The sequence below is a fragment of the Pseudomonas rhizophila genome, assembly GCF_003033885.1.
Lineage (GTDB): Bacteria > Pseudomonadota > Gammaproteobacteria > Pseudomonadales > Pseudomonadaceae > Aquipseudomonas > Aquipseudomonas rhizophila.
Genome location: NZ_CP024081.1, coordinates 5419503 through 5445394 on the forward strand (window position 1 = coordinate 5419503; position 25892 = coordinate 5445394).

Below are 25892 nucleotides of genomic sequence, written 5' to 3' on the forward strand. Positions count from 1 at the left end.
GTTCTTGTTGGAATACTGTTGTGGCGAGGGGATTTATCCCCGCTGGGCTGCGCAGCAGCCCTAAAACCGGACACTCCGATACTTCAGGCAAATCGCGTTGTAAGCATTTGGGGTTGCTTCGCAGCCCAGCGGGGCGGTGCGACGTTTCGCTAAATCCCCTCGCCACAGGTTTAACTTTTTCAGAGATTCGAAATGAGACTGTCCCGCTTCTTCATCGACGCCCCCCTCAGCCTCGGCGCTCACGAACTGCCCGAAGCCCAGGCCCACTACATCGGTCGGGTGCTGCGCATGGCCGAGGGCGATGCGGTGCAGGTGTTCGACGGCTCTGGCCAGGAGTTTCGCGGCACCCTGGCCGAAGTCGGCAAAAAACGCGTGCTTGTGCAGTTGAACGAACAATTCGCCGGGCAGGTTGAATCGCCCTTGCGCATCCACCTCGGTCAGGGCCTGTCCCGGGGCGAGCGCATGGACTGGGCGATCCAGAAAGCTACCGAACTGGGCGTCAACGAGATCACGCCGATTTTCAGCGAGCGCTGCGAAGTGCGCCTCAAGGACGAACGCGCCGACAAACGCCTGCTGCACTGGCGCCAGGTGGCGATCAGCGCTTGCGAGCAGTGCGGGCGCTCCACCGTGCCGGTGATCCACCCGCCGCTGCTACTGGCCGACTGGCTGAAGCAAACCGACGCCGAACTGAAACTGGTGCTGCACCCGGTGGCCGAGCCGCTGGTCAGCCATGCCAGACCGTCGAGCCTGGCCTTCCTGATCGGCCCCGAAGGCGGTTTGTCGGATGCCGAAGTGGCACAAGCCGGGACCGCCGGCTACCACGCCGCCCGCCTCGGCCCGCGCGTGCTGCGCACTGAAACCGCACCGGTGGTGGCACTGGCCGTGGCACAGCAGCTGTGGGGGGATTTCTAAAGTCGAATGAAGAAGCCGTGTGGGAGCGAGCCTGCTCCCTCCCACAGGACCAGCGGTGGTTATGAGCTAGAGCACATAGAACAAGATCGCCACAAAATGCAGCAAACTGCCGGCGATCACGAACAGATGCCAGATGCCATGGGCGTGCCGCAACCGATGGTCCAGCGCGAAAAAGACAATGCCGACGGTGTACAACACACCACCCGAAGCCAGCCAGGCAAAGCCGGCGCTGCCCAAGGCGGCCAATAACGGTTTGACCGCCACCAGCACGATCCAGCCCATCACCGCGTAGATCACGATCGACAGGATTCGTGCTTCAGAGCGCGGCTTGATCTCCTGCAAGATCCCGATCAGCGCCAGCCCCCAGACAATCCCGAACAAGGTCCAGCCCCACGGCCCGCGCAGGGTGACCAGGCAGAACGGCGTATAGCTGCCGGCGATCAGCAGATAGATCGAAAAGTGATCGACCTTCTGCATGATTGCTTTCTTGCGCCCGCGCACACTGTGGTAAACCGTCGAAGCGCTGTACAGCACCAGCAAGGTGAAACCGTAGATCGCCACGCTGACGATTTTCCACGCATCGCCCGTCATCCCGGCAATTACCAGCAACCACACCGCCCCGATAAAAGCCGCCACCGCCCCGACCAGGTGGGTCCAGGCGTTGAGTCGCTCTCCGTGATACATCCAGTCCCACCTCACATTCCAAAACAGACGCCAAGGCTCAGGCTTGGCGCTACAAAGTGCAATGTTTAGCTCTCTGTGGGAGCAAGGCTTGCCCGCGATGAAGATAACGCGGTGCCTCAGGAGCCTAGTCGCCTGCATCGCGAGCAAGCTTTGCTCCCACAGATCAACATCCTCCTACCGATTGGGGCACAATCGGGCGATACGAATAAGAGTCCACCCCATGCTGATCGACGAAGAATTGACCCTGAAAAAACTCGAGGTGTTCCTGGCGTTCATGCGCACCGGCAATCTTGCGCGGGCGGCGGCCGAGTTGCAGACCAGCAACGTCAGCGTACACCGGGCCATTCACTCGTTGGAAAGCGCCTTGCGTTGCCCGTTGTTCAAGCACGAGGGCCGCAACCTCACCCCCCTGGAAAGCGCTTACGTGCTGGAAGAACGCACACAGAAGCTGATCCAGGACGTGATCGAAAGCGTGCGCCTGACCCGTGAAGCCGCCGGGTTTTCCGCGGAGCGGTTCAAGCTCGGCTCGCTGTATTCACTGACGGTCAAGACCGTGCCGCAGTTGATCATGGGCCTGAAAATCCGCCGCAGCGAACTGAACATCGACCTGATCCTGGGCTCGAACATCGACCTGCTGTACAAGCTCAAGAACATGGAGGTGGACGCCATCCTGATCTCCCTGGACGACAGCGTGAACGACCCTGACTGCGAGCATATCGAGCTGTTTTCAGACGACATTTTTCTCGCCACGCCAGCCGATTCAGCCTTCGCCCAACGCAGTGAAGTGGACCTGGCCGAAGTGTGCAACGAAACCTTCATCACCCTCACCCAGGGCTTCGCCACTCATCAGGATGGTAATCGAGTGTTCAAGCAGGCGGGGTTCGAGCCGAAGGTGGCGATGCAGGTCAACGACATCTTCACCCTGCTGAGCATGGTCAGCTCCGGGGTCGGTTATGCCTTGCTGCCGGGACGGATTGCGGCGGTGTATGAAAACCGGGTGAAACTGATCCCGTTGCAGGAAAAGTATCGGCTTCAGCAGCACATCGGCGTGGTATTCCTGAAGGCCAAGGAGCGCGATCCGAATTTGCTGGCGTTGCTGGCGGAGTGCCGGATGTATGCCAATCGCCAGGCTTGAGACCCAGTCGCCTTCATCGCGAGCAGGCTCGCTCCCACACGGGATGGTGAACACCGATCCAATGTGGGAGCGAGCCTGCTCGCGATGAGGACAGCCCGCTCAGCGAAAATTCAAAGCCTTAGCCCAACAACCCCCGCATGATCAGATACAACAGCGAAGGCCCGAGCAAGCACCCGAGCGCCGTGTAGAACGCCGCCGTCAGGCAACCATACGGCACCAGTTTCGGATCGGTGGCCGCCAGGCCGCCGGCCACGCCGCTGGAAGTGCCCATCAACCCGCCAAAGATCACCGCACTGCGCGGATTGTTAAGGCCAATAAAAGGTGCCACGAACGGCGTCGCCACCATCACCAGGATCGCCTTGATCAAACCGGCGGCGATGGACAGCGCCATTACCTCGGAACTGGCACCGATCGCCGCGCCAGTGACCGGCCCGACGATGTAGGTCACCGCTCCGGCGCCGATGGTGGTCAGGCTCACCGCGTCGGTGTAACCGAAGGCCATCGCCACTCCGACACCGGCGATGAACGAGGTGGCCACCCCGACGAACAACGCCAGCACTCCGACGAAACCGGCGCGCTTGAGTTCCTCGACACTCACGCCGAACGCCGTGGCTACTATGGCGAAGTCACGCAGCATGGCGCCGCCCAGCAGGCCGATGCCCGAGAGCAGCGGAATGTCTACTACACCCTTCTGCCCGCCGGTCATCGCACCGCCGATGTACGACAGCACCAACCCCAGGAGAATCGCGATGGCCGAACCGTGCAGGCGGCCCTTGGTGAACGTGTCGCTGATCCAGTACGACACCCACATGGTGATGCCGACAATCGCAAAGCCACTGAGCAGACCGTAGCCGGTGATCACTTTCATCATTGATTCGTACATGGCAATCACCCGACTGTCTTGGCGGAAACATCGGTTTCAGGCCCTTTGTTGCCGATGCGCACCAGCACCGGCACCATCGCAAAGGCAATCACCACCGCCAGGGTCCCAGCCAGAATCGCCATTGGCCCGCCCTTGAGCGCGCCATAGACGTTTTGCTGGGCCGCCATCGCGACCACGATAGGAATGTAGATCGCACTCCAGAATTCCACGCCGGCTTCGGATTTGCCCTTGAACAGGCCGCGTTTGCTCAGGTAACTGCCCAGGCCGATCAACAGCAGCATCGCAATGCCGACACCGCCGACGTTGGCCGGCACGCCGATCAGTTTGCCCAGCAGCTCACCGATGAAAATACCCGCCAGGGTACAAAAGGCCAAAAACGCCACACCGTAAATAATCATTGTTGTAGTCCTCAAAGTGCATCGTCGAAGTTGTTGTTTTTGTGCTTCGCCAGCTTGAGTCGGTGGTTTAGGGTCGGCGGCGTCCCTCCTCTCTGAGCAACGTCTGCAAGGTGTCCAGGCGCGCACCGTCGAAGGCAATGACGGTGCCCTGCTCGAACACCCGACGCGCCAGTCCCGTCAAAACCGCACCGGGTGGCAGTTCGATCTGTAACCGCACGCCTCGCTCGTAGGCGCTTTGCACGGTGCCGCGCCAATCCACCACGCGGCACATGTTGAAGGCCAGGTCCTCACGCAAGGCGTCGGTGTTCACCACGGGCCGGGCACGACTGCCGCTCAGATAACCCAAAGCGGGCGCTTTCAACGGCACGTCGGCAAACGCCTGGGCCAGTGCCCGGGCCGGGACCTCCAGCAACGGGCAGTGGGACGGTACGCTCACCGCCAGCCGACACGCTTTCGCGGCGCCCTGGCGGCGTGCTCTCTCGGCAACGCTGGCCATGGCCTCGTCACTGCCAGCGATGACCACCTGGTTATCGGCATTGATGTTGGCCAGGTAAACCGGCGTCATGGCGCTGTGTACCTGCGCGAGCAACGCCTCCACTGTCGCCAGATCAAGGCCGATGATCGCCGTCATGCCGTAGCCTCGCGGATACGCCTGCTGCATCAGTTCGCCACGCAGGCTGACCAGGCGCAATGCATCATCGAACCCCAGCGCACCAGCCACCACCGCCGCCGGGTACGCGCCGATGGACAGGCCCGCGACGTAATCCGGCACAGGTGCCTGTTCCAACAATTGCCGGGCCGCCGCGACACCCGCGATCAACAGACACAGTTGTACGGCTCGGGTCGATTGCAACGCCTCGGTGCTGTCCAGCTGTCGTACGTTTTCGCCCAGCACTTCACAGGCCAGTTCCAGCAGTTGCGGCGACACGCCCTGGAGCATGCCCGCTCGCTGCGCACCCTGGCCGGGGAATACCAAAAGGCTGCTCACGCCACTTGCTCCAGCGCCGGTTGCCATGGATCGGTCACCAGACGCGCCTGAAGATTATCCTTGAGCAATACCCGCCGCGCCGAGCCGGCCCACTCGCGCAGGGCGACGGCGCCGAAGGGGGTTTGCAGTTGCATGTCCACGGCGCACGTCGAACCGTCCAGTTGTGCCAACAAATCCCTGGCCTGGATACGATCCAGCGGATCCGGTGTGCGCAGGATCAAGTCCAGATCGCTGCGTGCATGCAGCGCCTGGATGCCACTGGCCAGTTCAAATCCGGCGCTGCCGCTGACGCCCCAGATCCAGCCGCTGGCATCCAGCATTGGCCGCACTTGAGCGAGCGCCTGCAACGCCGGCAAGTCACGGCGCAATGCGACATGGCAAAGGTCCTCCGGGCGCACCCGGCGCTGGATCGCCGCCACCGGCATCGACGTGGCGTAACGCTGTTCCCGCGAGACGCCTCGCACGCCCACGGCAATGTGTCCCGGCGCGGTGATCGCTCGCCGCACCACCACCGGCTGCTCAAGGCTCAAGGACTCAATGACCCACGCCGGCGCATCCGCAGGCAACGCCTGTGGAGTCATTCCCCATAGCAGGTCGTGGGCCAGGAAGGTGCTCACCACTGCGCTCTCAACAATTGGCGAACGGTGCTGGAAGCCGCACGATGCGTCGCCCCGAGACGGCTGCTCAGGTCCCGAGGCGCACCTGCCACTTCGTTGATCGCCTGTTGCAGACAATCCCTGACCCGTGCCAGATCCGCCGCGTTTGGCTGTTCGATCTGCTCCACCGACAGGGTTTCCCAGAGCAAACCGAGGCTGGCGAAACTGTCGATGTCGTAGGCCATCGGCGGCACGCTGGCGGCCAGGGCTTCAAGCTCTTCGACGCTGCGCAGGGTTACCCGCGCCGCCGAGGCCTTGCCCATGGCGTGGACCATCACACCCGGATCACGCAAGGCGATCAACCGGTTGGCCTGATAACCGTGGGCCAGGAACGCCCCGGACATCGCCTTGCCCACCAGCAAACCAATCACCGGATGCCCGGCCAGCCGCGCTCGGGCATAACTGTCTGCGGCACCGGCCAGGGCCTGATGAATGCCGAGGGCTTCTTCGCGACGACCATAGGCCTGGCTCGGCACATCGACGATGGCAATCAGCGCGCGCTTGCTGGACGCATCACGGTCGGCGTCAATAGCCTCATCCACGGCCTTGGCCAAGCCCCAGCCTTCCAGCAAACCGACTTCGCCGTTGCGGGCACGAGGGAAACGGCTATCGGGATCGGCCACGACGGCCAACAGCCGCACGTTCTGCTCGCCCAACGTGACGTCGGCCACTTTCAGAGAAGCGGGCAATCCTGCCAACGGCGTGGCGCCGTCGCTCAGAGCCGCGAACCAGCGCAAGCCTCTCAACGAATACGAATTCATGGGCGTTCTCCCTGATACAGCTGGCGAACCGCGGCCGGTTCGATTTGCACTTCAGTGTCCAGTCGGGCCAAACGTTGCAGGAACACCTCGGCCTGACCGCTGCGGTGCTCGGCGGGTACACCCAACTGCAACAACTGGCTGACTTGCTCGCGGATCTGCGCCACGTCATCAGCCACATAGCGGTCCACCAACCCGGTGGCGAAGCGTTGCTCACCGCCGGTCAGGCTCCAGATGAACGGCCGATCACGGGAATCGTATTCGTCGATCCCGGCTTCCTGCTCGATCACTTGCGGACCGTTCAGGCCCAGTCGCGCTTCCTGGGTCACCAGCAGATAGCTGCACAGCCCGGCGGCGATGGACATGCCGCCAAAACAACCGACGCTGCCGGCCACCACACCGATGACGGGCTGGTACTGGCGCAAGTCGACAATCGCCGAATGAATCTCGGCAATCGCCGCCAGCCCCAGATTGGCCTCTTGCAGACGCACGCCGCCGGTTTCCAGCAGCAACACGGCGCGGGTCGGGATGCCCTTGCGGTTGTCTTCAGCGGCCAGCTCCAGCGCGCCGGCGATCTTCGCCCCGCCGACTTCGCCAAGGCTGCCGCCCTGGAACGCGCCTTCGATGGCCGCGATCACCACCGGCAGGCCATCCAGCAAACCCTTGGCGATCACCACACCGTCGTCGCTTTGCGGCACCACGCCCTGGCGCAGCAGCCACGGCGACATGACTCGCTGAAAGGGGTCGAGCAGCTCACGGAACGAACCGTTATCCAGCAAGGCCTTGGCCCGTTGCCGGGCACCCAGCTCGACGAAGCTGTGTTTGTTGAGCAACGCGGCGCTGTCAGTCATGGCCGATCTCCTCGAAGCCCTGTTCCAGGCGCAAACGCACCACCCCGGGGGTGGCGCCGAAATCGTGGATGTCGATCGCCAGGGCCGGCGGCATCTGGCCGTCGAACATGCGGGCGAACAGGTGTTGCCAGCGTTGTTCACTGCCGTTGACCGAGGTCTGCACCTGAATGGTCAACTTGCCCGCCAGGCCCGGCTCGATCAGCACTTCCAGGTCGCCCGAGCCGACACAGCCCACCAGCGCCCGGCCCCGTGGCGGCTGCCCGGCGGGAAATTCAAAGGATAAGGTTTGCATCAGCACACTCCTGGGAAGAGGCCATCGCCGCGCTCGATACGGTCGAGGAACAGGCAGGCGGCGAGCAAGTCAGCAGCGCCGCCGGGCGAGGCGTTCATGGCAATCAGTTGTTGGTCCAGCGCATGCAACTGGCGACGACCGCCCAGGCTGGCACTGCCACCGGCGTCGAGCACCGCTCTGGCACCGTGCTGCATGGCCTGCAAACCTGGCTCACCGGCGCGGTAGAGCACGCAGGTGTCGGCCAACGTCGTCATGATCGCCAACAAGGCATCGAGCCGGGCGTTCTGTTCTCCCGCCCCCGCCGCGCGACTGCGCTTGAGTTGTGGCAGGCCCAGGCCGGTGACGGCCGGGAATGCCAGTTGCGCTTCTTCCCGGGCACCGCGCACGCCGTAGCGTTGGGCCACTTGAGCGCCATGGCTGAAAGGTTTGGGGGCGTAGCGATCGTTGAGCAAGGCCAGGCGGGCGGCACGTAAGGTGACGGCGCTGGCGACGCTGGATTCAGGTTCCAGCGCGGCCGCAGCCACCAACAACCCCAACGCCCAGATCGCGCCGCGGTGGGTGTTCACACCATCGGTGGTAGCGAGCATCGCCGCTTCCCCCTCACGGCCGATCCGCCCAAGGGCTTCGCGCAACGGCAGGCCGATCTCGCCGCATTCAAGGGCGGCGTCGGCCATTTCCTTGAATGCCGGCCACAGCGACAGCGCCGAAGCGTGCATCAGCCCCAAGTGCAGATCGGTGTGGGCGCCATTGCCGCGCCGATCCACCAGGGCCGGTTTGGGTGACAGGTCGGCTTCGTCGATCAGCGCGTCCACGGCCATATCCGCCAAGCGCTCGGCCAAGGACAATTTTTTCGGTTGCAGGTTGAAGGCGTGCATTTACCAACTCCTGAACTTGGCGGGCGGGTTGTAGAGACCACCGGACCACTCCACCAGATCGGCCACGCTCTTGGCGGCGAGCAACTCGCGGGTGGCATCGGTGCGACGAATGCCGAGGTCTTCAGGCAGGGCAATCAAGCCTTCGCGGCGCATACGGGCAGTGTCTTTCGGGTTATGGCGCAAACCGATGGCAGTGACCCCGGCCACGGCCGCGATCATTGCCTGACGCTCTTCCAGCGAGCGGGCCTTGTACAGGTAGGCGATGCCTTCTTCGGTGAGCAAATGGGTGACGTCGTCGCCGTAGATCATGATCGGTGCCAGGGGCATGCCGGCTTTTTTCGCCACCTCCACCGCGTCGAGGGTTTCGACGAAGGTGGGTTTGCCGCCCTCCTGGAAGGTCTCGACCATCTGCACCACCAGTTTCTTGCCGCGCTCAAGCAGCGGCGCCTCACCATCGCCGTGGCGCATGTCGAGCCAGGCCGGCGTGCCGTGACGGCGCCCCCGCGGGTCGTGGCCCATGTTCGGCGCACCGCCGAAACCGGCCAGTCGGCCACGGGTCACCGTCGAAGAATGTCCGTCACCGTCCACCTGCAAAGTGGCGCCGATGAACAGGTCCACCGCGTATTGCCCGGCCAGTTGGCAGACCATGCGGTTGGAGCGCAGCGAGCCGTCATGACCGGTGAAGAACACGTCCGGCCGCGCGGCGATGTAGTTTTCCATGCCCAGTTCGGTGCCAAAGCAATGCACGCTTTCGACCCAGCCGCTTTCGATGGCCGGAATCAGGGTTGGATGGGGATTGAGGGTCCAGTTACGGCAGATCTTGCCCTTCAGGCCGAGGGACTCGCCGTAGGTCGGCAGGATCAGCTCGATGGCGGCGGTGTTGAACCCGATGCCGTGATTGAGGGACTGGACATTGTGTTTTTCGTAGATCCCGCGGATGGCCATCATCGCCATTAACACATGCACCGGCTTGATGTGGCGCGGGTCGCGAGTGAACAACGGTTCGATGTAGAACGGCTTGTCGGCCACCACCACGAAATCGACCCAGGACGCCGGGATATCAACCCGTGGCAGGTCGCTGACATCGTCCACCAATTGGTTGACCTGGACGATGACGATGCCATCGCTGAAGGCCGCCGGCTCGATCAGCGCGGGGGTATCTTCGGTGCTGGGGCCGGTGTAGATATTGCCGGCACGGTCGGCCATGAACCCGGCCGAGAGCACTACATTGGGAATCAGGTCCACCACCAACCGGGCATAGAGCTCGATGTAGGTGTGGATCGCGCCGACTTCCAGCAGCCCGTCTTCGAGCAACTGGCTGATGCGCAGGCTCTGGGTGCCGGCGAAGGAAAAATCCAGCTTGCGGGCAATGCCGCGTTCGAACAGGTCCAGGTGTTCGGAGCGACCGACGCTGGGCATGATCATGTGCAGGTCGTGCAGCTTCGCCGGGTCGACTTTGGCCAGAGAGCGTGACAGGAAATCCGCCTGCTTCTGGTTATTGCCTTCCAGCACCACGCGATCGCCCGGAAGGATCAACGCCTCCAGCGCCGCGACGATCTTGTCGGTGGGCAACACCACACCGTCGGCAAGCCCCTTCACCAGCTCGAGACGCCGCTGCTTTTCGCAACGCCGCCGCGTCCAGCGCGAGTCGGGGGATATTGTTGTTGTCATGACCACTCCACGGGTTCGCTGTCGTGGGGGTCACATTAGGAGTGTTGTGGCGCGGGCATCAATCAAGCTAAGTGGCGAACTATTACGGTTAGGGTAATGGTCTGCGCATAGGGTCCATTCGGGCGGTATTCACATACTCAAACAGCCCCCAACAAAAAGCCCCGCTTCCTTTCAGAAGCGGGGCTTTTTGCGTATCAGGCCAGTTGAGGCTGTGCGCTCATGGGCTGAAGCGGCAGTAACGGAGCGTGGGGATCGGCCTTGACCGATGCACGCCACGCCGACAGCCATTCGGTATGCCCCTCGCTCCAGACCTGCTCATGCAGGCGGGACAGGGCCACCGGGTCGCTCAGCAGCGCCAGTCGCTCGCTGTTGTTCAGGCCCGCCGGGCCAACCTTGAGGGCATGACGAACCCGTTCGATCCGCAGCCATTCGATCGGCTCGGCCTGGCCGTGACGCGAGGTGGCCAGCGCAAAGGCCAGGGCGTTCTGTTGCGGATCGACCACTGCGCGGATGAAACCGTCGTTCAGCGCGTGCCAACGGTTTTCATGAGTGTACTGGTCAGTCGACAGCAGTTCCTGTGGCGGTGCGTATTCCTCGGGGATCAGGAACAGGCTTTCATCACGGGACTTCAAGCCAAGGCCCACTCGGCTGGAGATCACCGACACCGGAATCGACAGCATCAGCGAACCGACGATCGGCACCAACCACCACAAAAAGCTCGGGTTCAGCCAGATCACCAGCAAGGCCCAGAAGAAGCCCAGCAGGGTTTGCGGGCCGTGGCGCTTGACGGCTTCGCTCCAGGGCGTGGAGTCGTCGTCACGCTTGGGTGAATTCCAGGTAGCGGCCCAACCCAGGAAGGCGGCGAGCACGAAGCGGGTGTGGAAAATCATCCGCACCGGCGCCAGCAGCATGGAGAACAACATCTCCAGCAGCATCGACATCGTTACCTTGAACTTGCCACCAAACTCTTTCGCGCCCTTGGCCCAGATCAGGATGATGCTCAGCAGCTTGGGCAGGAACAGCAACACGATGGTGGTGGAGAACAGCGCGATGGCTTTTTCCGGATGCCACTGCGGCCACAACGGGTACAACTGGCGTGGCTCGAGGAAGTATTGCGGTTCCATCAGCGTGTTCACCGCCAGCAGCGCGGTGGATAGCACCAGGAAGAAGAACCACAGCGGTGCCGACAGATAGGACATCACGCCGGTCAGGAATACCGCGCGATGCACCGGGTGCATGCCCTTGACCAGGAACAGCCGGAAGTTCATCAGGTTACCGTGGCACCAGCGACGGTCACGCTTGAGTTCGTCCAGCAGGTTCGGCGGCAACTCTTCATAGCTGCCCGGCAAGTCATAGGCAATCCAGACGCCCCAGCCGGCACGGCGCATCAGCGCTGCTTCAACGAAGTCGTGGGACAGGATGGCCCCGGCGAACGCCCCTTTACCAGGCAACGGCGCCAGGGCGCAGTGCTCGATGAACGGCTTCATGCGGATGATCGCGTTGTGACCCCAGTAGTGGGATTCCCCCAACTGCCAGAAGTGCAGGCCGGCGGTGAACAACGGACCGTACACCCGAGTGGCGAATTGCTGCATGCGCGCATACAGCGTGTCCATGCCCGAGGCGCGTGGCGCGGTCTGGATGATGCCAGCATCCGGCGTGGCTTCCATCAGGCGCACCAGGCTGGTCAGGCACTCGCCGCTCATCACGCTGTCGGCGTCGAGCACGACCATGTACTTGTAGTCACTGCCCCAGCGACGGCAGAAGTCGTCGAGGTTACCGCTCTTGCGCTTGACGCGACGACGACGGCGGCGATAGAAAATCTTGCCAAAGCCCCCGGCTTCACGGCAGACGTCCAGCCAGGCTTGCTGCTCGGCGACACAGATATCGGTTTCGTTACTGTCGCTGAGTACGAAGAAGTCGAAACGATCCAGGTCCCCGGTGGCCGCAACCGACTCGAACGTGGCGCGCAAACCGGCGAACACTCGCGGCACGTCCTCGTTGCAGATCGGCATCACCAGCGCGGTGCGGGCGTCCTTGGGAATTGGCTCGTTGCCGGCACTGGCACCGGAGATGCGGTACTTGTCGTGACCGGTCAGCAACTCGAGAAAACCCATCAGCGCCGTCCAGAAACCGGCCGATACCCAGCAGAACAGGATCCCGAACAGAATCAGGATGCTGGTCTGCAATGCATAGGGCAGCACCTGGGTAGCGGTCTGCAACAGCGGCTGGTGCAGGACTTCGTCCAAGTCCACCAACGACCAGCCCTGGTACGGCATGATGCCCTTCATGTACCAGCCGGCGACGATGGTCTGGCCGAGCATCAGGATCAGCAGGATATAGCGACGGATCGAACCCACTGTGCGCCAGCGTGCGTGCGGCAGCACGCGCTCGTCCTTGGGTGGCTTCGGCGGGTTGGTGCGACCTGTCAGGCGACGCCAGGCGCGCACCAGGATATTGGTGCGCCACGGCTCCGGTACCACCTTGGTCCGACGAATCGGCGGCGTGGCTTTGAGACAGACACGCCCGCTGGCGTCGAGCGCCAGCATTTCGGCGTCTTCGAGTTCTTCGGCGGTGCTCAGGGTCAGCCGACGGCCCACCGAGGCTTGCGCCGCTTCGGTGGGTGCATCGAAAGTCGACGACGAAAGGCGCTCGTGCAACTCGCTGAAAGACTTGCAGCCCGCCAGCTCGGCACGCTGCGCATCGGTCATGGGCAAATGGGCCAGATACTCGCTGAGCGTCTCTGGCTGTACTGGAGTATTACTCATCGGCTGGCAACTGATAGCTCCAGGTCTCGGTCAGGACTTGTTCAGTCGGTTCCGGTTCCTGCGGGGTTGGGGTCGATTCAGCGGCAGTGGACGCGTTGTCGGCCTTGGCTTCTTTTTCCTGCTCTTTTTCTTGCGCGGTTTCCTTATCGCTCTGCTGCCTGGCGACCTTGTCAGCCTTGGCAAGGGTCGTGGTCACCGCATGGGACGCGGCAGGCGCTTCAACCGGAACCAGTGGACGGACCAGCGCGGCGCGCAATTCAGTGGACTGTTTCGGGTCTTTGATCTTCAGTCGCAGGGTCAGGCGCCAGCCCTTGGTTTCAGGGTTGTAACGCACATTATTCTCGACGATCTCGCCGTTTTCGCCGACGCTCACCTGACTACGCACTTCGGCGTCTTCCGGCAGGGCTTGCAGGGAAGGACCTTCGAAGTCCACCAGATAAGCCACGCTGCCGTCCGGCTGACGGATCAGGTTGGACTGCTTCACGTCACCGGTCGAACGCAGGGTCTGCTTGACCCAGGCGCTGTCCGGCGAATGCAGGTTGGCTTCGTCGAGGGTCCAGTGCAGGCGATAGGCGAAGTCCAGCGGCTGACCTGGCTCAGGCAGCTTTTCCGGGCTCCAGAACGCCACGATGTTGTCGTTGGTTTCGTCAGCGGTCGGAATTTCAACCAGATCGACGGAGCCCTTGCCCCAATCGCCTTTCGGTTCGATCCAGGCACTTGGACGCTTGTCGTAGCGGTCATCGAGGTCTTCGTAGTGGCTGAAGTCACGACCGCGTTGCAGCAGGCCGAAACCACGCGGGTTTTCTACCGAGAAATTGCTCACGGCCAGGTGTTTCGGGTTGTTCAACGGGCGCCAGATCCACTCGCCGTTGCCGGCATGGATCGACAAGCCGCTGGAGTCGTGCAGCTCTCGACGGTAGTTCAGGATCTTGGACGGCTGGTTGGCGCCGAACAGGAACATGCTGGTCAACGGAGCAATGCCCAGCTTGGTGACGCGATCTCGCAGGAACACGCGCGACTTCACGTCGACGACGGTGTCGGTGCCCGGACGCAGGATCATGCGATAGGCACCGGTAGCCCGTGGCGAATCCAGCAGGGCGAAGATCACCAGGTGCTTATCGGTCGGCTTCGGACGCTGGATCCAGAACTCGCGAAAGCGCGGGAATTCTTCACCCGATGGCAGGGCGGTATCGATGGCCAGGCCACGGGCGGACAAACCATAAACCTGGCCCTTGCCGATGACGCGGAAGTAGCTCGCGCCCAGCATGGTCATGATTTCGTCTTGCTTGTCAGCCTTGTTGATCGGGTACAGCACGCGAAAACCCGCGTAGCCCAGTTTCTCCGTGGACTTGGGATCGAACTTGACGTCACCGAAATCGAAGCGCGTCGGGTCATACTTGATTTCATCGACGGTGGTCGCGGTGATCTCGTTGATCTTCACCGGCGTGTCGAAATGCATGCCTTGGTGATAGAAGGACAGCCTGAACGGCGTCTTCTGATCTGCCCACTCGGCTTTTTCGGTGCGGAAACGGATTTTTTGATAGTCAGCGAATTTCATTTCGCGGAATTCGTTCGGCAGATTGCTGCGCGGGGCTTCGAATTTTTGCCCGGCCAGTTCTTGAGCCTTCGCCGATACATCATCCAGGCTGAATGCCCACAGTTGGCCCGCGCCAAACAGGCACAGCAGGGCCGAGCCCGCTACCAGAGCGTTTCTAAACCGTTTGGCAGTCATTTTTGGTGCATTACAGGGACTAACAATCACGAGCAACCCTCGCCGAAAACAGATCAAAAAACCAACGGCCAGATAAAGTATCTGCAAGGTATCGGCATTGAAATCCGCACCTGCAGGCCACTCTTGCCAAGTTGGCGAGCATTGTTCCGACTCCGATGGGACAAAATGATTCCCCAAACGGCCCAGGACAAGTCTCTACCTAAGTCAAATGGACCAGCGAACGCTGGTCCCCCGTAGCGCGCGATTATCTAGTAGCCCGCGTGACAACGCATCAGGGGTAACAAAGTATTTATCGAGAAAACTCCCTGTTTTGCCTCGAAACAGGACCGAAAAGATGTTTCAAACACTTTCAGACCTGTAACAGGAAGGTTACCGGGCCGTCGTTAACCAGATGCACCTGCATGTCGGCGCCGAATCTACCTGATGCCACAGTGCCATGCACCTGTTTCGCGTGGGTGAGCAGATAGTCAAAGAGTTCCTCGCCCAAGGCCGGAGGTGCGGCCGTCGAAAAGCTCGGGCGTAATCCGCTTTTGGTGTCCGCCGCCAGGGTGAACTGCGACACCAACAGCAAGCCACCGCCGACATCTGCCAGGGACAGGTTCATCTTGCCATCAGCGTCGCTGAACACCCTGTAGTTCAGTAGCTTGTGCAGCAACTTGTCGGCGCTGGCCCGGGTGTCCTCGGGCTCGACCGCCACCAGCACCAGCAGGCCCTGGTCCACCGCGCCAACGACTTCCCCTGCGACCTCGACCCGAGCGCCGCGGACCCGTTGCAACAGCCCCTTCATGCTTCTTCGGGCGGCAGGTCGAGCAGGCGCCGGGCCATTTGGGCGGCGGCGCGCACCAACGCATCGGTAATACCCGGCTCCGAAGCGGCGTGACCGGCGTCGCGGATCACCTGCAGTTCGCTGTTGGGCCAGTTCTGATGCAGTTCCCAGGCATTGTCCAGCGGGCAGATCACATCGTAGCGCCCGTGCACGATGACGCCCGGTAGATGGGCGATCTTGCCCATGTCTCGGATCAACTGGTTGGGTTCGAGAAAAGCGTTGTTGGTGAAGTAATGACACTCGATCCGGGCAATCGACAGCGCGCGCTGCGGCTCGGAGAAGCGATCGACCACCAGCGGGTTCGGGCGCAGGGTCGCCGTACGGCCTTCCCAGGTCGACCAGGCCTTGGCCGCGTGCATCTGGGCGATCTGGTCATTGCCTGTCAGGCGTTTGTGGAAAGCAGCGAGCAGGTCGTCGCGCTCGTCCAGGGGGATCGGTGCGATGTAATCCTGCCAGTAATCGGGGAACAGGCGACTGGCGCCGGCCTGGTAGAACCACTCGATTTCCTGCGGACGGCAGAGAAAGATCCCACGCAGAATCAGGCCGTGTACCCGCTCGGGATGGGTCTGGGCGTAAGCCAAGGCCAGGGTCGAGCCCCAGGAGCCGCCAAACAGCACCCATTTTTCGATGCCCAAATGTTTGCGGATGCGCTCCAGGTCTTCGACCAGATCCCAGGTGGTGTTGTTTTCAAGGCTGGCATGAGGGGTGGAGCGGCCACAGCCGCGCTGGTCGAAGGTAACGATGCGGTACAGGTTCGGATCGAAGTAGCGACGGCTCTGGGCATCGCAACCGGCACCCGGGCCACCGTGAATGAACACCACAGGCAGGCCTTCCGGGGAACCGCTTTCATCGACATAGAGCGTGTGGGTGTCATCGACAGCCAGATCGTGCCGGGCATGAGGTTTGATCTGCGGGTACAAAGTCTGCATTGCGCGCTCCGTAAGGGGTCGAGTCATCCCTGGGGGGACTTCTATTTAATCTGCCGTCCGGCATCATAAACCCGAATTACCCGAATGAGCATGTCCCCTGCGCAGTCAAAGCGTGTCAGCCAGATACGCCAGCAGTGTGCGATACATCTGATCGACCTCCGGCACTTGGCCCCGGCCACGTAAACAGCCGTGAACCAATCCTCCCCCGACATACAGCACAGCATCCACACCTGCGCTGTTCAGCCGCTCGCTATAAAGGACGCCGTCGTCGCGCAACGGGTCCCATTGCGCCACGACGACCAGCGCTGGCGGCAGGCCGCTCAGGTCATCGGCGAGCAACGGCATGGCGAGGGAAGACGGTTGAGCGTCGCTCAGATAGAGGGCGTGATAACTGTCCAGATCGCTGCTGCTCAACAGTGGCGCATCGGCACATTCGCGCCGCGAGGGCAGATGGGCCGGGCCACCGAGGGCGGGATAAATCAGCACCTGACCCCGTGGCAGCGCTTGCCCGGCATCGCGCAAGGCCAGGCATAACGCGGCGGCGAGATTGCCTCCGGCGCTGTCACCGGCCACCAGCCGACGGCGAGGGTCGATGGCAAAGGGGGTGGCCGCCAGGTGATGCCACACGGCGAGGCAGTCTTCAAAGCCGGCGGGGAACGGATGCTCCGGCGCCAGTCGATAATCCACCGCCAGCACCAGCACGCCGAGGGTCGCGGCCAGTTCCATGCAGATGAAGTCGTGGGAGTCCAGATCACCCACCACCCAGCCGCCACCGTGCAGATAAAGGATGCATGGCCAGCCTTCGGACGGCGGCGCGCTTCGAGGACAGTAAGCCCGCACGGCTACCCCGGCCAGCTCGAAATCCTCGACTGCCAGCGCTTGCGGGCATGGCGGGGTGAAGGCCCGGCACATCTGGCTGTAGGCCTGGCGCAGACCAGGGAGGCTGTTGTCCGGGGCGTTGAAGCTCAGGGTTTGGTCGATGAAGGCGGACATTGCCTGGGAGAGTGGATAAGTAGCCATGGAACGACGCCAACATAGAGGATCGGGATGGGCGCTGATTATGAGACGAGGGGATCTAAGTGGGAGCAAGGCTTGCCCGCGATGACGGCGGTACATTCAACATCAGTGTCGACTGACATATCGCCGTCGCGGGCAAGCCTTGCTCCTACAGATAAATCCCCTCGCCACGATCATCTAATCGTCAATTCTTGAGACTGGCCTGCACCGCCGCCACGCCATCCTTGCCGTCAAAACTGGTCACCCCGGTGAGCCAGCGCTGAAGATCCTCGGGGTGCTCACGCAGCCATTGCCGGGCGACGTCCTGGGGTGTCTTGCGCGCCATGATCGGCACCATCAACTGACTTTCCTGGGCGGCGGTGAAAGTGAGGTTTTCCAGCAAGCGGTTCACGTTCGGACAACGCTGGGCGTAGTCCGGCGCGGTGACGGTGGAGACCGTCGCGGCGCCTTCGTTCGGGCCGTAGACGTCTTCGCTGCCCGTCAGGTAGGTGATGTTCATATTGATGTTCATCGGGTGCGGGGTCCAGCCGACGAACACCACGAACTCCTTGCGATTCACCGCCCGCTGCACCGCCGCCAGCATCCCGGCCTCACCGGACTCGATCAGCTTGAAGTCCTTGAGGCCAAAGTGATTGGTTTCAATCATGGTCTTGATGGTGGTGTTGGCACCGCTGCCCGGCTCGATGCCGTAGATTTTTCCGCCGAGCTGCTCCTTGAACCGGGCGATGTCGGCGAAAGTCTTGAGGCCCGCTGCGGCCACGTAGTCCGGCACCGCCAGCGTGGCTTGGGCATCGGCAAGGCTTGGCTGGTCCAGGACTCTCACCTGGTTGGCCGCCAGGAACGGAGCGATGTTGTTGTCCATCGCCGGCTTCCAGTAGCCCAGGAAGATATCGAGGCGCTTGTCACGGATGCCGGCGAAGATGATCTGCTGCACGGCGCTGGTCTGTTTGCTTTCATAACCCAGACCGGTGAGCAACACATCGGCCATGCCACTGGTGGCGATCACGTCGGTCCAGTTGACCACGCCCATGCGCACCGTCTGGCAGGACGCCGGCTCGGCGGCCATTGCCCCGCTGCTCAGGATGGCGGTACCGCAGAGGATCGACAGACAGCGTTTGAACAGTCTTTTCATCGGGAAGGTCTCGTGCGGCAGCGATTATTGTAGGTCGGTGTCTTGCTGCACCGTGACCGGAACATTACGCAGCGTCGAGGGGCTGAAGATGAACTGTGGCGACCCGGTTTTGCACGGTGGCGACTGTTCCCCTGCGAGGCTCAAGGACACATCTATCTGAGGGAGCAAGGCTTGCTCCCCCCCCTAGCCCCAGGAAACAGGCATTATTTCTTGTAGGCCTGCTGCCCCCACGCCAGCAAGCCTTCCAGCAATTCCCTGAGCACCACCTGGGTCGGTTCCGCCAGATCCGCACGGTAGTTGAACGGCTCGAACTCTTCCATGTAGGTGCTCTGGCACAGTTCCAGTTGCACCGCGTGGATGTCTTCGGCCGGGTTGCCGTAGTGCCGCGTGATATGTCCGCCCTTGAAACGTCCGTTGAGCACGTGGGTAAATTCGCCGTGGCGGGCGCAGATGGCTTCGAGCTGGCTGGCCAGGGTCGGGGCGCAACTGGCGCCGTTGAAGGTGCCGAGGTTGAAGTCCGGCAACTTGCCGTCGAACAGGTGCGGGATCACCGAACGGATCGAGTGGGCGTCGAACAGCATGGCATAGCCGAATTCGGCCTTGAGCCGCGCCAGTTCCTGTCGCAGGGTCTGGTGGTAAGGCACCCAGATCTGTTGCAGATAAGTCGCCCGCTCCGCGGCGGACGGCTCCAGCCCCTGGCGAAACAACGGTACGCCATCGAACAGGATCGAAGGATACAAACCGGTGGTGGCACCGACGTACATCGGTTTGTCATCGTCGGGGCGGTTCAGATCGATCACGAACCGTGAATATTCAGCGGCCAGGGTGCTGGCGCCCAGTTCGGCGGCGAACTCGTAAAGCTTGGGAATATGCCAGTCGGTGTCCGGCAAGCTCTGGGCCTCAGGGATCAAACCAGCCTTCACCGCCGGGGTCAGGCGCAGGCCGGCGTGGGGCATGCTGATCAACAGCGGCACGCGCCCTTGCTTGAAATTCAGGACCTTCTCCACAACCGTTCTCCTTAATCGATTTCCACGCCGTGACGCACGACGCGTTTTTCCAGATCGCCACCCAGCCAGTACGACAGGTCGGCCGGGCGGTCGATGTGCCAGGCGACAAAGTCCGCGACTTTGCCGACTTCCAGCGAACCGTGAGTGGCAGCCATGCCCAAGGCCTGGGCCGCATGAATCGTCGCCCCCGCCAGGGCCTCCTCAGGGGTCATGCGAAAGCAGGTGCAGGCCATGTTCAACATCAAGCGCAACGACAGCGCCGGCGATGTGCCGGGGTTGAGGTCGCTGGCCACGGCGATCTTCACGCCGTGCTTGCGCAGGGCATCCATGGGCGGCAGCTGGGTTTCGCGCAGGAAATAAAATGCCCCGGGCAACAACACCGCCACCGTGCCGGATTCGGCCATGGCCCTGGCGTCGTCCTCGGTCATGAATTCCAGATGATCGGCCGACAGCGCCTGATAACGGGCCGCCAGGCTTGAACCGTGCAGCGACGACAATTGTTCAGCGTGCAGCTTCACCGGCAGGCCCAGTTGTTGGGCGGTGATAAACACCCGTTCGACCTGCGCCGGGGAAAACGCCAGGTACTCGCAAAATGCATCCACCGCATCCACCAACCCTTCGGCGGCGAGAGCCGGGAGTATTTCGGTGCAAATGTGCTCGATGTAGTCATCGGCGCGATCAGCGTATTCCGGTGGCAAGGCGTGGGCCGCCAGGCAGGTGCTGCGCACGCTGACCGGCAGCTGTTCACCCAGGCGACGGATGACCCGCAGGATCTTGCGTTCGCTGGCCAGGTCCAGGCCGTAGCCGGATTTGATTTCCACCGTGGTCACGCCATCGCGCATCAGACTTTTCAGGCGTTTGGCGGCGCTGTTGAACAGTTCATCTTCGCTGGCGGCCCGGGTAGCGCGCACGGTGCTGGCGATGCCCCCGCCGGCCGCTGCGATCTCGGCGTAGCTGACGCCCTGCAGGCGCTGTTCGAATTCACCGCTGCGGTTGCCGCCGAACACCGTGTGGGTGTGACAGTCGATCAGCCCAGGAGTGACCCAGGCGCCCTTGAGGTCGTTGACGGCCGGATAGTCACCGGCCGGCAGCTCGGCGCGCGGGCCGATCCATTGAATCAGCTCGCCGTGGGTGACGATGGCGGCGTCTTCGATGATCGAGTAGACGCCCTGGGCCATGGTGGCGGCGTGGCAGTTTTGCCAGAGGGTTTTCATCCCGGTTTCCTCGAATTATTGAAGATCGAATCGCGAGCAGGCTCGCTCCCACAAGGACTTCTGGTGTACCGGGGCTCTACACCACCCCCTGTGGGAGCGAGCTTGCTCGCGATGAGGTCCTTACAGGCTCGGCAACAACTGCGCCGTGACCAGTTCATTCAGGCAACGACTGGCCAACAACTCGCTCGCCGCATTGATGTCCGGCGCGAAGAACCGGTCTTTCTCATAGAACGGCACTTCTGCGCGCAAGAGGGCGCGGGCCTGCTCCAGCTTGGCAGAGGTTTTCAAACCGCCGCGCAGATCCAGCCCCTGGCACGCCGCCAGCCATTCCACCGCCAGAATCCCCCGGGTGTTCTCGGCCATTTCCCACAGCCGCTTACCGGCGGCGGGGGCCATGGACACATGGTCTTCCTGGTTGGCCGAAGTCGGCAGGCTGTCCACCGAATGGGGATGGGACAACGCCTTGTTTTCGCTGGCCAGGGCAGCAGCGGTGACCTGGGCGATCATGAAGCCGGAGTTCACCCCGCCATTGGCCACCAGAAACGGCGGCAGTTGCGACATGTGCTTGTCCATCATCAGCGAAATACGCCGCTCACTCAGCGAACCGATTTCGGCGATTGCCAGGGCCATGTTGTCAGCGGCCATTGCCACCGGCTCGGCGTGGAAGTTGCCACCGGAAATCACGTCGCCCTCGGCGGCGAACACCAGCGGGTTATCCGATACGGCGTTGGCTTCGATCACCAGCACCTCAGCGGCCTGGCGGAACTGGGTCAGACAGGCGCCCATCACTTGTGGCTGGCAGCGCAGGGAATACGGGTCCTGGACCTTGTCGCAATTCTGGTGGGAAGCGGAGACTTCGCTGCGCTCGCCCAGCAGATCGCGATAAGCAGCGGCGGCATCGATCTGGCCTTTCTGGCCGCGCGCGGCGTGAATACGCGCATCGAATGGCGAACGCGAACCGAGCACCGCTTCTATCGTCAAGCTGCCCAGAGCCAGGGCGCCGGCGAACAGGTCTTCGCCTTCGAACAGGCCACGCAAGGCAAACGCCGTGGACACCTGGGTGCCGTTGAGCAGCGCCAGTCCTTCTTTTGCAGCCAGGGTCAGCGGCGCAAGGCCGGCCACTTTCAGCGCTTCGACAGCCGGCAACCATTCACCTTTGTAACGGGCCTTGCCTTCGCCCAACAGCACCAGGGACATGTGGGCCAGCGGCGCCAGATCACCCGAAGCGCCGACCGAGCCTTTCAACGGAATGTGTGGATAGACCTCGGCATTGATCAGCGCAATCAGCGCATCGATCACCTGCCGACGGATGCCGGAAAAACCCCGGCTCAGACTATTGACCTTGAGCACCATGACCAACCGCACCAGCGCATCGCTGATCGGCTCGCCCACGCCAGCGGCATGGGACAGCACCAGAGAGCGTTGCAGGTTTTCCAGGTCTTCACTGGCGATGCGGGTCGAGGCCAGCAAACCAAAACCGGTGTTGATGCCGTAGGCCGTGCGATTCTCGGCGAGAATCTGCTCCACGCAGGCGACGCTGGCTTCGATCTGCGCCGACGCGCTGGCGTCGAGGCTCAGGGTCACGGGTTGCTGATAAATGTCACGCAATTGAGCCAGGCTCAATTGGCCGGGAATCAGGTTTAAGGCAGTCATGTATTGCTCCTTTTGAGAGTTTTGTTTTCACCCGCCAGTCGCTCCGGAATGTTCCGTTATCCGTCACCCTCGCCTTTTGGGCGGTGGATGCCTTGGCACGCTGGCGGTTTTTTGATCAATTCAAATTCGGTAAGGCGTTGTGCAACACGGCTGGATCTTTAAGCAGCGCGGCAGCGCTGGCGATGTCCGGCGCCAGCCAGCGGTCCTGGTCGTAGGCCGGCACATGCTCACGCAGCAGTTTCCAGGCAACGTCAGTGCCGGCACCGAAGCGTTGCGTCTTGAGAAACTCAAAAGCCTGGGCGGCCAGCAGGTATTCGATGGCGAGGATCTGCGTGCAGTTTTCCAACGCCCGGTGCAGCTTCAGGGCGGCGTTGGTGCCCATGCTCAGGTGATCTTCCTGCAAGCCCGAGGTGACAAAGTTGTCGAGCACCGCCGGCTGGGCCAGCTGGCGATTTTCCGCACACAGCGACGCGGCGACGTATTGCACGATCATCATCCCCGAATTTACCCCGGGGTTGGCCACCAGAAAGGCCGGCAGGCCGCTGACGTGGGGGTTGATCAAACGGTCGAGACGACGTTCGGCGATGGAGCCGATTTCGGCCATGGCAATCGCCAGCAGATCCGCCGCCAAAGCCACCGACTGACCGTGGGGGTTGGCCTGGGACATGACCCGGAAGCTCTCGGGCGTGCCCAACAACAGCGGGTTATCGGTGCTGGCGTTGAGTTCGGTTTCGATCTGTTGCCGGGCATGGGCCAGTTGGTCGCGAGCGGCACCGTGGACCTGAGGAATAGAGCGGATGCTCAACGCATCCTGGGTGCGAATGCCCAGGCTCGAAGCGATGACTTCGCTGCCGTCCAACAGTGCCCGCAAGTTGACGCCGACCTGTTGCATGCCAGGGTGCGGCTTGAGGGCGATGATCTGGGCATCGAACGCCGCGATCTGCCCGCGCTGGGCCTCGAAGCTCATGGCGCCGATCACGTCGGCCCATTGCAGCAGCCGCGTCGCATCGGCCAGGGCCAGGCAACTGAGGCCGGTCATGCACGGCGTGCCGTTGACCAGGCACAAACCGTCCTTGGCCCCCAGTTGCACCGGTTGCAAGCCCTCTGCGGCCAGAGCCTGTTGCGCCGAGACGATTTGCCCGCGATAGCTGACATTGCCAACGCCCAACAACGCGATGCTTATATGGGCCATGTGGGTCAGGTAGCCCACCGAACCCTGGGACGGCACTTGCGGGGTGATGCCGCGATTGAGCAGCGCCAGCAGGGCTTCGACCACCCGGCGATGAATGCCGGACTTGCCCTGGCTGTAGTTGAGGATGGCCGCGCAGACAATCGCCCGGGTCTGTTCATCGGCCAGCGGCGCGCCAACGCCACAGGCATGGCTGAGCAGTGTGTTGCGCGACAATTGGCTGAGCTGTTCGTCCTTGAGCGAGACATTGCACAGGGCACCCAGGCCGGTGTTGACGCCATAAGCGCGCTCGCCGCTTTCGACGATGCGCTGGACGATGGCCTGGGCATTGTCGATCCGCGCCCAGGCCTGGGCCGACAGCTCAAGCTCGGCACCGAAGCGGGCGACCGCGACCACATCCTGCCAACGCAACGGCGCGTCGGCGATTACGATTTTTTCAGCCTGGGACATCTTCAACCTCATGCCTATAACCTGAACATTGATGCAGCTTTACCGGCGCCATCGCGAGCAGGCTCGCTCCCACAGGGATTTGCTTTGGACACAAAATGGGGTGAACAAAAAAGACCCCATTGTGGGAGCGAGCCTGCTCGCGATGGGAGCAGCCCAGCCACCACAAATCCCTCAAACCACCGCAGCCCTGCGCTGCACAAACCGATCAACATACTCATCCGCCGGCGAGTGCAGGATCTCTCGGGGCGTGCCGACCTGGATCAGCTTGCCATCCTTGAGAATCGCGATGCGGTTGCCGATGCGCACGGCTTCGTCGAGGTCGTGGGTGATGAACACGATGGTCTTGTGCAGGGTCTTTTGCAGTTCCAGCAACTGGTCCTGCATTTCCGCGCGGATCAGCGGGTCGAGGGCGCTGAAGGCTTCGTCCATCAGGATGATGTCGGTATCCGCCGCCAAGGCACGGGCCAGGCCCACGCGCTGGCGCATGCCGCCGGAGAGCTGGTGCGGGTATTTGTTCTCGTAGCCCTTCAGGCCCACGGTGTTGATCCAGTGCAGCGCCCGCTCAGTGCAGACCTGCTTGCTCTCGCCACGCACTTTCAAGCCATAGGCGACGTTGTCCAGCACGCTCTTGTGGGGCAACAGGCCGAAGCTCTGGAACACCATGCTGATCTTGTGCCGGCGAAATTCGCGCAGGGCTTCCATGTCCAGTTGCAGAATGTCTTCGCCGTCCACCAGGATCGCGCCGCTGGTAGGATCGATCAGCCGGTTGAAGTGGCGCACTAAAGTGGACTTGCCGGAGCCGGAAAGCCCCATGATCACGAAGATCTCACCGGTGCCAATGCTCAACGACAAGTCGTTCACACCGACCACGCAACCGGTTTCGGCCAGCACCTGGTCCTTGGTCTTGTTCTGGCGGATCAGCTCCAAAGCCTCCTTGGAGCGATTGCCGAAAATCTTGAAGACGTTCTTGACTTCGATCTTGCTGATGGCTGCGTTGTTCATTTGCTCACCTCATGCCGAGGACGACCATAGGCCTGGGTAATGCGGTCGATGACCACGGCGAGAATCACGATCGCCAGCCCGGCTTCCAGGCCGCGTCCGACGTTGAGGGTCTGGATGCCCACCAGCACATCTTCGCCCAGGCCACGGGCGCCGATCATCGAAGCGATGACGACCATCGACAGGGCCATCATGGTGGTCTGGTTGATCCCGGCCATGATGCTTGGCAGGGCCAGGGGCAGTTGCACGCCGAACAGCTGTTGCCAACGGTTGGCGCCGAAGGCATTGATGGCTTCCATCACTTCGCCGTCCACCTGGCGAATGCCCAGGTCGGTCAGACGAATCAATGGCGGCGCGGCGTAGATCACCGTGGCGAAAATCGCCGGGACCTTGCCCAGGCCAAACAGCATCAATACCGGAATCAGGTACACGAAGCTCGGCATGGTTTGCATGATGTCCAACAACGGCATCAACACCGAACGCAGGCGATTGCTGCGGGCCGAGAGGATGCCCAGCGGAATGCCGATCAACACCGAAATAAATGTCGCCACCAGCATCAGGGCGAGGGTCTGCATCAGTTTGTCCCACAGGCCCACCGCGCCCACCAGGAACAGCAGGCCGACAATCACCGCCGTGGTCGCGACCTTGCGGGTGGCGTGCCAGGCAATGCCGCCGACGATGGCCAGCATCAACCACCAGGGTGCCATGCGCAGCAGGCCTTCGAGGTTGACGATGGCCCACAGCAAGGTGTCGGAAATGTGCCGGAACACATCGCCGTAGTTGGTCACCAGGGAGTCGACCCAACTGTTGACCCAGTCGGCGATAGAGAAGGTAAAGCTTTCGGGAAACATAAGAGACTCTCGATCAAGTGGATGC

At 62.2% G+C, this 25892-nt stretch carries 24 protein-coding genes; 2 read left to right on the forward strand and 22 right to left on the reverse strand.

Annotation, left to right across the window (positions count from 1 at the left end):
* Nucleotides 1–192: 192 nt before the first annotated feature.
* A complete protein-coding gene (locus CRX69_RS25145) occupies nt 193–912 on the forward strand; it encodes a 16S rRNA (uracil(1498)-N(3))-methyltransferase (protein WP_047226954.1) in 720 nt (239 codons plus the stop codon).
* Nucleotides 913–978: 66 nt separating this feature from the next.
* Here the strand turns inward: CRX69_RS25145 and trhA are convergent, their stop codons facing one another.
* Entirely contained in the window at nt 979–1596 is a 618-nt protein-coding gene (gene trhA, locus CRX69_RS25150) for a PAQR family membrane homeostasis protein TrhA (protein ID WP_047226953.1), read from the reverse strand.
* 220 nt (nt 1597–1816) lie between these two features.
* On the opposite strand from trhA, the gene CRX69_RS25155 reads away from it, so the two are divergent.
* On the forward strand, nt 1817–2731 hold the full coding sequence (locus CRX69_RS25155) for a LysR family transcriptional regulator (protein WP_047226952.1): 915 nt from the start codon (nt 1817–1819) through the stop codon (nt 2729–2731).
* A gap of 118 nt (nt 2732–2849) precedes the next feature.
* On the opposite strand, the gene madM is transcribed toward CRX69_RS25155, so the two are convergent.
* The 21 genes from madM to CRX69_RS25260 form a co-directional block, all read right to left on the reverse strand.
* Nucleotides 2850–3614 carry a malonate transporter subunit MadM gene (gene madM, locus CRX69_RS25160; protein WP_076386537.1) on the reverse strand — a complete coding sequence of 255 codons (765 nt, stop codon included), beginning with the start codon at nt 3612–3614 and terminating at the stop codon, nt 2850–2852.
* Nucleotides 3615–3619: 5 nt separating this feature from the next.
* Nucleotides 3620–4012 (reverse strand): malonate transporter subunit MadL, encoded by a 393-nt coding sequence (gene madL, locus CRX69_RS25165; protein WP_047226951.1) that lies wholly within the window; start codon nt 4010–4012, stop codon nt 3620–3622.
* Nucleotides 4013–4079: 67 nt separating this feature from the next.
* Nucleotides 4080–5000, reverse strand: a complete 921-nt coding sequence (mdcH, locus tag CRX69_RS25170; protein ID WP_107323037.1) for a malonate decarboxylase subunit epsilon — start codon at nt 4998–5000, stop codon at nt 4080–4082.
* Entirely contained in the window at nt 4997–5620 is a 624-nt protein-coding gene (locus tag CRX69_RS25175; RefSeq protein WP_260990062.1) for a malonate decarboxylase holo-ACP synthase, read from the reverse strand. Before CRX69_RS25175 ends, mdcH begins: the two co-directional genes overlap by 4 nt.
* Nucleotides 5614–6417: a biotin-independent malonate decarboxylase subunit gamma gene (mdcE, locus tag CRX69_RS25180; RefSeq protein ID WP_107323038.1), complete on the reverse strand. Its 804-nt coding sequence runs from the start codon at nt 6415–6417 to the stop codon at nt 5614–5616. Before mdcE ends, CRX69_RS25175 begins: the two co-directional genes overlap by 7 nt.
* A complete protein-coding gene (locus tag CRX69_RS25185) occupies nt 6414–7265 on the reverse strand; it encodes a biotin-independent malonate decarboxylase subunit beta (RefSeq protein WP_047226947.1) in 852 nt (283 codons plus the stop codon). The genes mdcE and CRX69_RS25185 overlap by 4 nt, the downstream gene beginning before the upstream one ends.
* Nucleotides 7258–7557 (reverse strand): malonate decarboxylase subunit delta, encoded by a 300-nt coding sequence (locus CRX69_RS25190; protein WP_047226946.1) that lies wholly within the window; start codon nt 7555–7557, stop codon nt 7258–7260. Before CRX69_RS25190 ends, CRX69_RS25185 begins: the two co-directional genes overlap by 8 nt.
* Nucleotides 7557–8432, reverse strand: coding sequence for a triphosphoribosyl-dephospho-CoA synthase (locus tag CRX69_RS25195; RefSeq protein WP_047226945.1), 876 nt, complete (start codon nt 8430–8432; stop codon nt 7557–7559). Before CRX69_RS25195 ends, CRX69_RS25190 begins: the two co-directional genes overlap by 1 nt.
* Nucleotides 8433–10103: a malonate decarboxylase subunit alpha gene (mdcA, locus tag CRX69_RS25200; protein WP_047226944.1), complete on the reverse strand. Its 1671-nt coding sequence runs from the start codon at nt 10101–10103 to the stop codon at nt 8433–8435.
* Between the two features lie 194 nt (nt 10104–10297).
* A complete protein-coding gene (mdoH, locus tag CRX69_RS25205) occupies nt 10298–12868 on the reverse strand; it encodes a glucans biosynthesis glucosyltransferase MdoH (RefSeq protein ID WP_047226943.1) in 2571 nt (856 codons plus the stop codon).
* Nucleotides 12861–14600 (reverse strand): glucan biosynthesis protein G, encoded by a 1740-nt coding sequence (locus CRX69_RS25210; RefSeq protein WP_218277732.1) that lies wholly within the window; start codon nt 14598–14600, stop codon nt 12861–12863. The genes mdoH and CRX69_RS25210 overlap by 8 nt, the downstream gene beginning before the upstream one ends.
* Before the next feature lie 349 nt (nt 14601–14949).
* Nucleotides 14950–15387, reverse strand: a complete 438-nt coding sequence (gene dtd / locus CRX69_RS25215) for a D-aminoacyl-tRNA deacylase (RefSeq protein ID WP_076383364.1) — start codon at nt 15385–15387, stop codon at nt 14950–14952.
* Nucleotides 15384–16355, reverse strand: coding sequence for a prolyl aminopeptidase (gene pip / locus CRX69_RS25220; protein ID WP_047226941.1), 972 nt, complete (start codon nt 16353–16355; stop codon nt 15384–15386). The genes dtd and pip overlap by 4 nt, the downstream gene beginning before the upstream one ends.
* A gap of 105 nt (nt 16356–16460) precedes the next feature.
* Nucleotides 16461–17375, reverse strand: coding sequence for an alpha/beta hydrolase (locus tag CRX69_RS25225; RefSeq protein WP_047226940.1), 915 nt, complete (start codon nt 17373–17375; stop codon nt 16461–16463).
* A gap of 181 nt (nt 17376–17556) precedes the next feature.
* A complete protein-coding gene (locus CRX69_RS25230; RefSeq protein ID WP_047226939.1) occupies nt 17557–18504 on the reverse strand; it encodes a choline ABC transporter substrate-binding protein in 948 nt (315 codons plus the stop codon).
* Between the two features lie 203 nt (nt 18505–18707).
* Nucleotides 18708–19511 (reverse strand): N-formylglutamate deformylase, encoded by an 804-nt coding sequence (hutG, locus tag CRX69_RS25235; RefSeq protein WP_107323039.1) that lies wholly within the window; start codon nt 19509–19511, stop codon nt 18708–18710.
* A gap of 11 nt (nt 19512–19522) precedes the next feature.
* A complete protein-coding gene (hutI, locus tag CRX69_RS25240; RefSeq protein WP_107323040.1) occupies nt 19523–20725 on the reverse strand; it encodes an imidazolonepropionase in 1203 nt (400 codons plus the stop codon).
* A 120-nt stretch (nt 20726–20845) separates the two neighbouring features.
* Nucleotides 20846–22378 carry a histidine ammonia-lyase gene (gene hutH, locus CRX69_RS25245; RefSeq protein WP_107323041.1) on the reverse strand — a complete coding sequence of 511 codons (1533 nt, stop codon included), beginning with the start codon at nt 22376–22378 and terminating at the stop codon, nt 20846–20848.
* A gap of 115 nt (nt 22379–22493) precedes the next feature.
* On the reverse strand, nt 22494–24017 hold the full coding sequence (hutH, locus tag CRX69_RS25250) for a histidine ammonia-lyase (protein WP_076383361.1): 1524 nt from the start codon (nt 24015–24017) through the stop codon (nt 22494–22496).
* Nucleotides 24018–24188: 171 nt separating this feature from the next.
* Nucleotides 24189–25019 (reverse strand): quaternary amine ABC transporter ATP-binding protein, encoded by an 831-nt coding sequence (locus tag CRX69_RS25255; RefSeq protein ID WP_052915294.1) that lies wholly within the window; start codon nt 25017–25019, stop codon nt 24189–24191.
* Nucleotides 25016–25867 carry an ABC transporter permease gene (locus CRX69_RS25260; RefSeq protein WP_047226934.1) on the reverse strand — a complete coding sequence of 284 codons (852 nt, stop codon included), beginning with the start codon at nt 25865–25867 and terminating at the stop codon, nt 25016–25018. The genes CRX69_RS25255 and CRX69_RS25260 overlap by 4 nt, the downstream gene beginning before the upstream one ends.
* Nucleotides 25868–25892: the final 25 nt, after the last annotated feature.

Coding starts and splice junctions, on each gene's coding strand:
- CRX69_RS25260 (WP_047226934.1), bottom strand. CDS start 25,867: ATGTTTCCCGAAAGCTTTACCTTCTCTATCGCCGACTGGGTCAACAGT.
- madM (WP_076386537.1), bottom strand. CDS start 3,614: ATGTACGAATCAATGATGAAAGTGATCACCGGCTACGGTCTGCTCAGT.
- madL (WP_047226951.1), bottom strand. CDS start 4,012: ATGATTATTTACGGTGTGGCGTTTTTGGCCTTTTGTACCCTGGCGGGT.
- CRX69_RS25155 (WP_047226952.1), top strand. CDS start 1,817: ATGCTGATCGACGAAGAATTGACCCTGAAAAAACTCGAGGTGTTCCTG.
- pip (WP_047226941.1), bottom strand. CDS start 16,355: ATGCAGACTTTGTACCCGCAGATCAAACCTCATGCCCGGCACGATCTG.
- hutH (WP_076383361.1), bottom strand. CDS start 24,017: ATGTCCCAGGCTGAAAAAATCGTAATCGCCGACGCGCCGTTGCGTTGG.
- CRX69_RS25230 (WP_047226939.1), bottom strand. CDS start 18,504: ATGAAAAGACTGTTCAAACGCTGTCTGTCGATCCTCTGCGGTACCGCC.
- mdoH (WP_047226943.1), bottom strand. CDS start 12,868: ATGAGTAATACTCCAGTACAGCCAGAGACGCTCAGCGAGTATCTGGCC.
- CRX69_RS25255 (WP_052915294.1), bottom strand. CDS start 25,019: ATGAACAACGCAGCCATCAGCAAGATCGAAGTCAAGAACGTCTTCAAG.
- mdcE (WP_107323038.1), bottom strand. CDS start 6,417: ATGAATTCGTATTCGTTGAGAGGCTTGCGCTGGTTCGCGGCTCTGAGC.
- trhA (WP_047226953.1), bottom strand. CDS start 1,596: ATGTATCACGGAGAGCGACTCAACGCCTGGACCCACCTGGTCGGGGCG.
- CRX69_RS25210 (WP_218277732.1), bottom strand. CDS start 14,600: ATGACTGCCAAACGGTTTAGAAACGCTCTGGTAGCGGGCTCGGCCCTG.
- mdcA (WP_047226944.1), bottom strand. CDS start 10,103: ATGACAACAACAATATCCCCCGACTCGCGCTGGACGCGGCGGCGTTGC.
- hutH (WP_107323041.1), bottom strand. CDS start 22,378: ATGACTGCCTTAAACCTGATTCCCGGCCAATTGAGCCTGGCTCAATTG.
- CRX69_RS25145 (WP_047226954.1), top strand. CDS start 193: ATGAGACTGTCCCGCTTCTTCATCGACGCCCCCCTCAGCCTCGGCGCT.
- CRX69_RS25185 (WP_047226947.1), bottom strand. CDS start 7,265: ATGACTGACAGCGCCGCGTTGCTCAACAAACACAGCTTCGTCGAGCTG.
- CRX69_RS25195 (WP_047226945.1), bottom strand. CDS start 8,432: ATGCACGCCTTCAACCTGCAACCGAAAAAATTGTCCTTGGCCGAGCGC.
- CRX69_RS25225 (WP_047226940.1), bottom strand. CDS start 17,375: ATGGCTACTTATCCACTCTCCCAGGCAATGTCCGCCTTCATCGACCAA.
- CRX69_RS25190 (WP_047226946.1), bottom strand. CDS start 7,557: ATGCAAACCTTATCCTTTGAATTTCCCGCCGGGCAGCCGCCACGGGGC.
- dtd (WP_076383364.1), bottom strand. CDS start 15,387: ATGAAGGGGCTGTTGCAACGGGTCCGCGGCGCTCGGGTCGAGGTCGCA.
- hutI (WP_107323040.1), bottom strand. CDS start 20,725: ATGAAAACCCTCTGGCAAAACTGCCACGCCGCCACCATGGCCCAGGGC.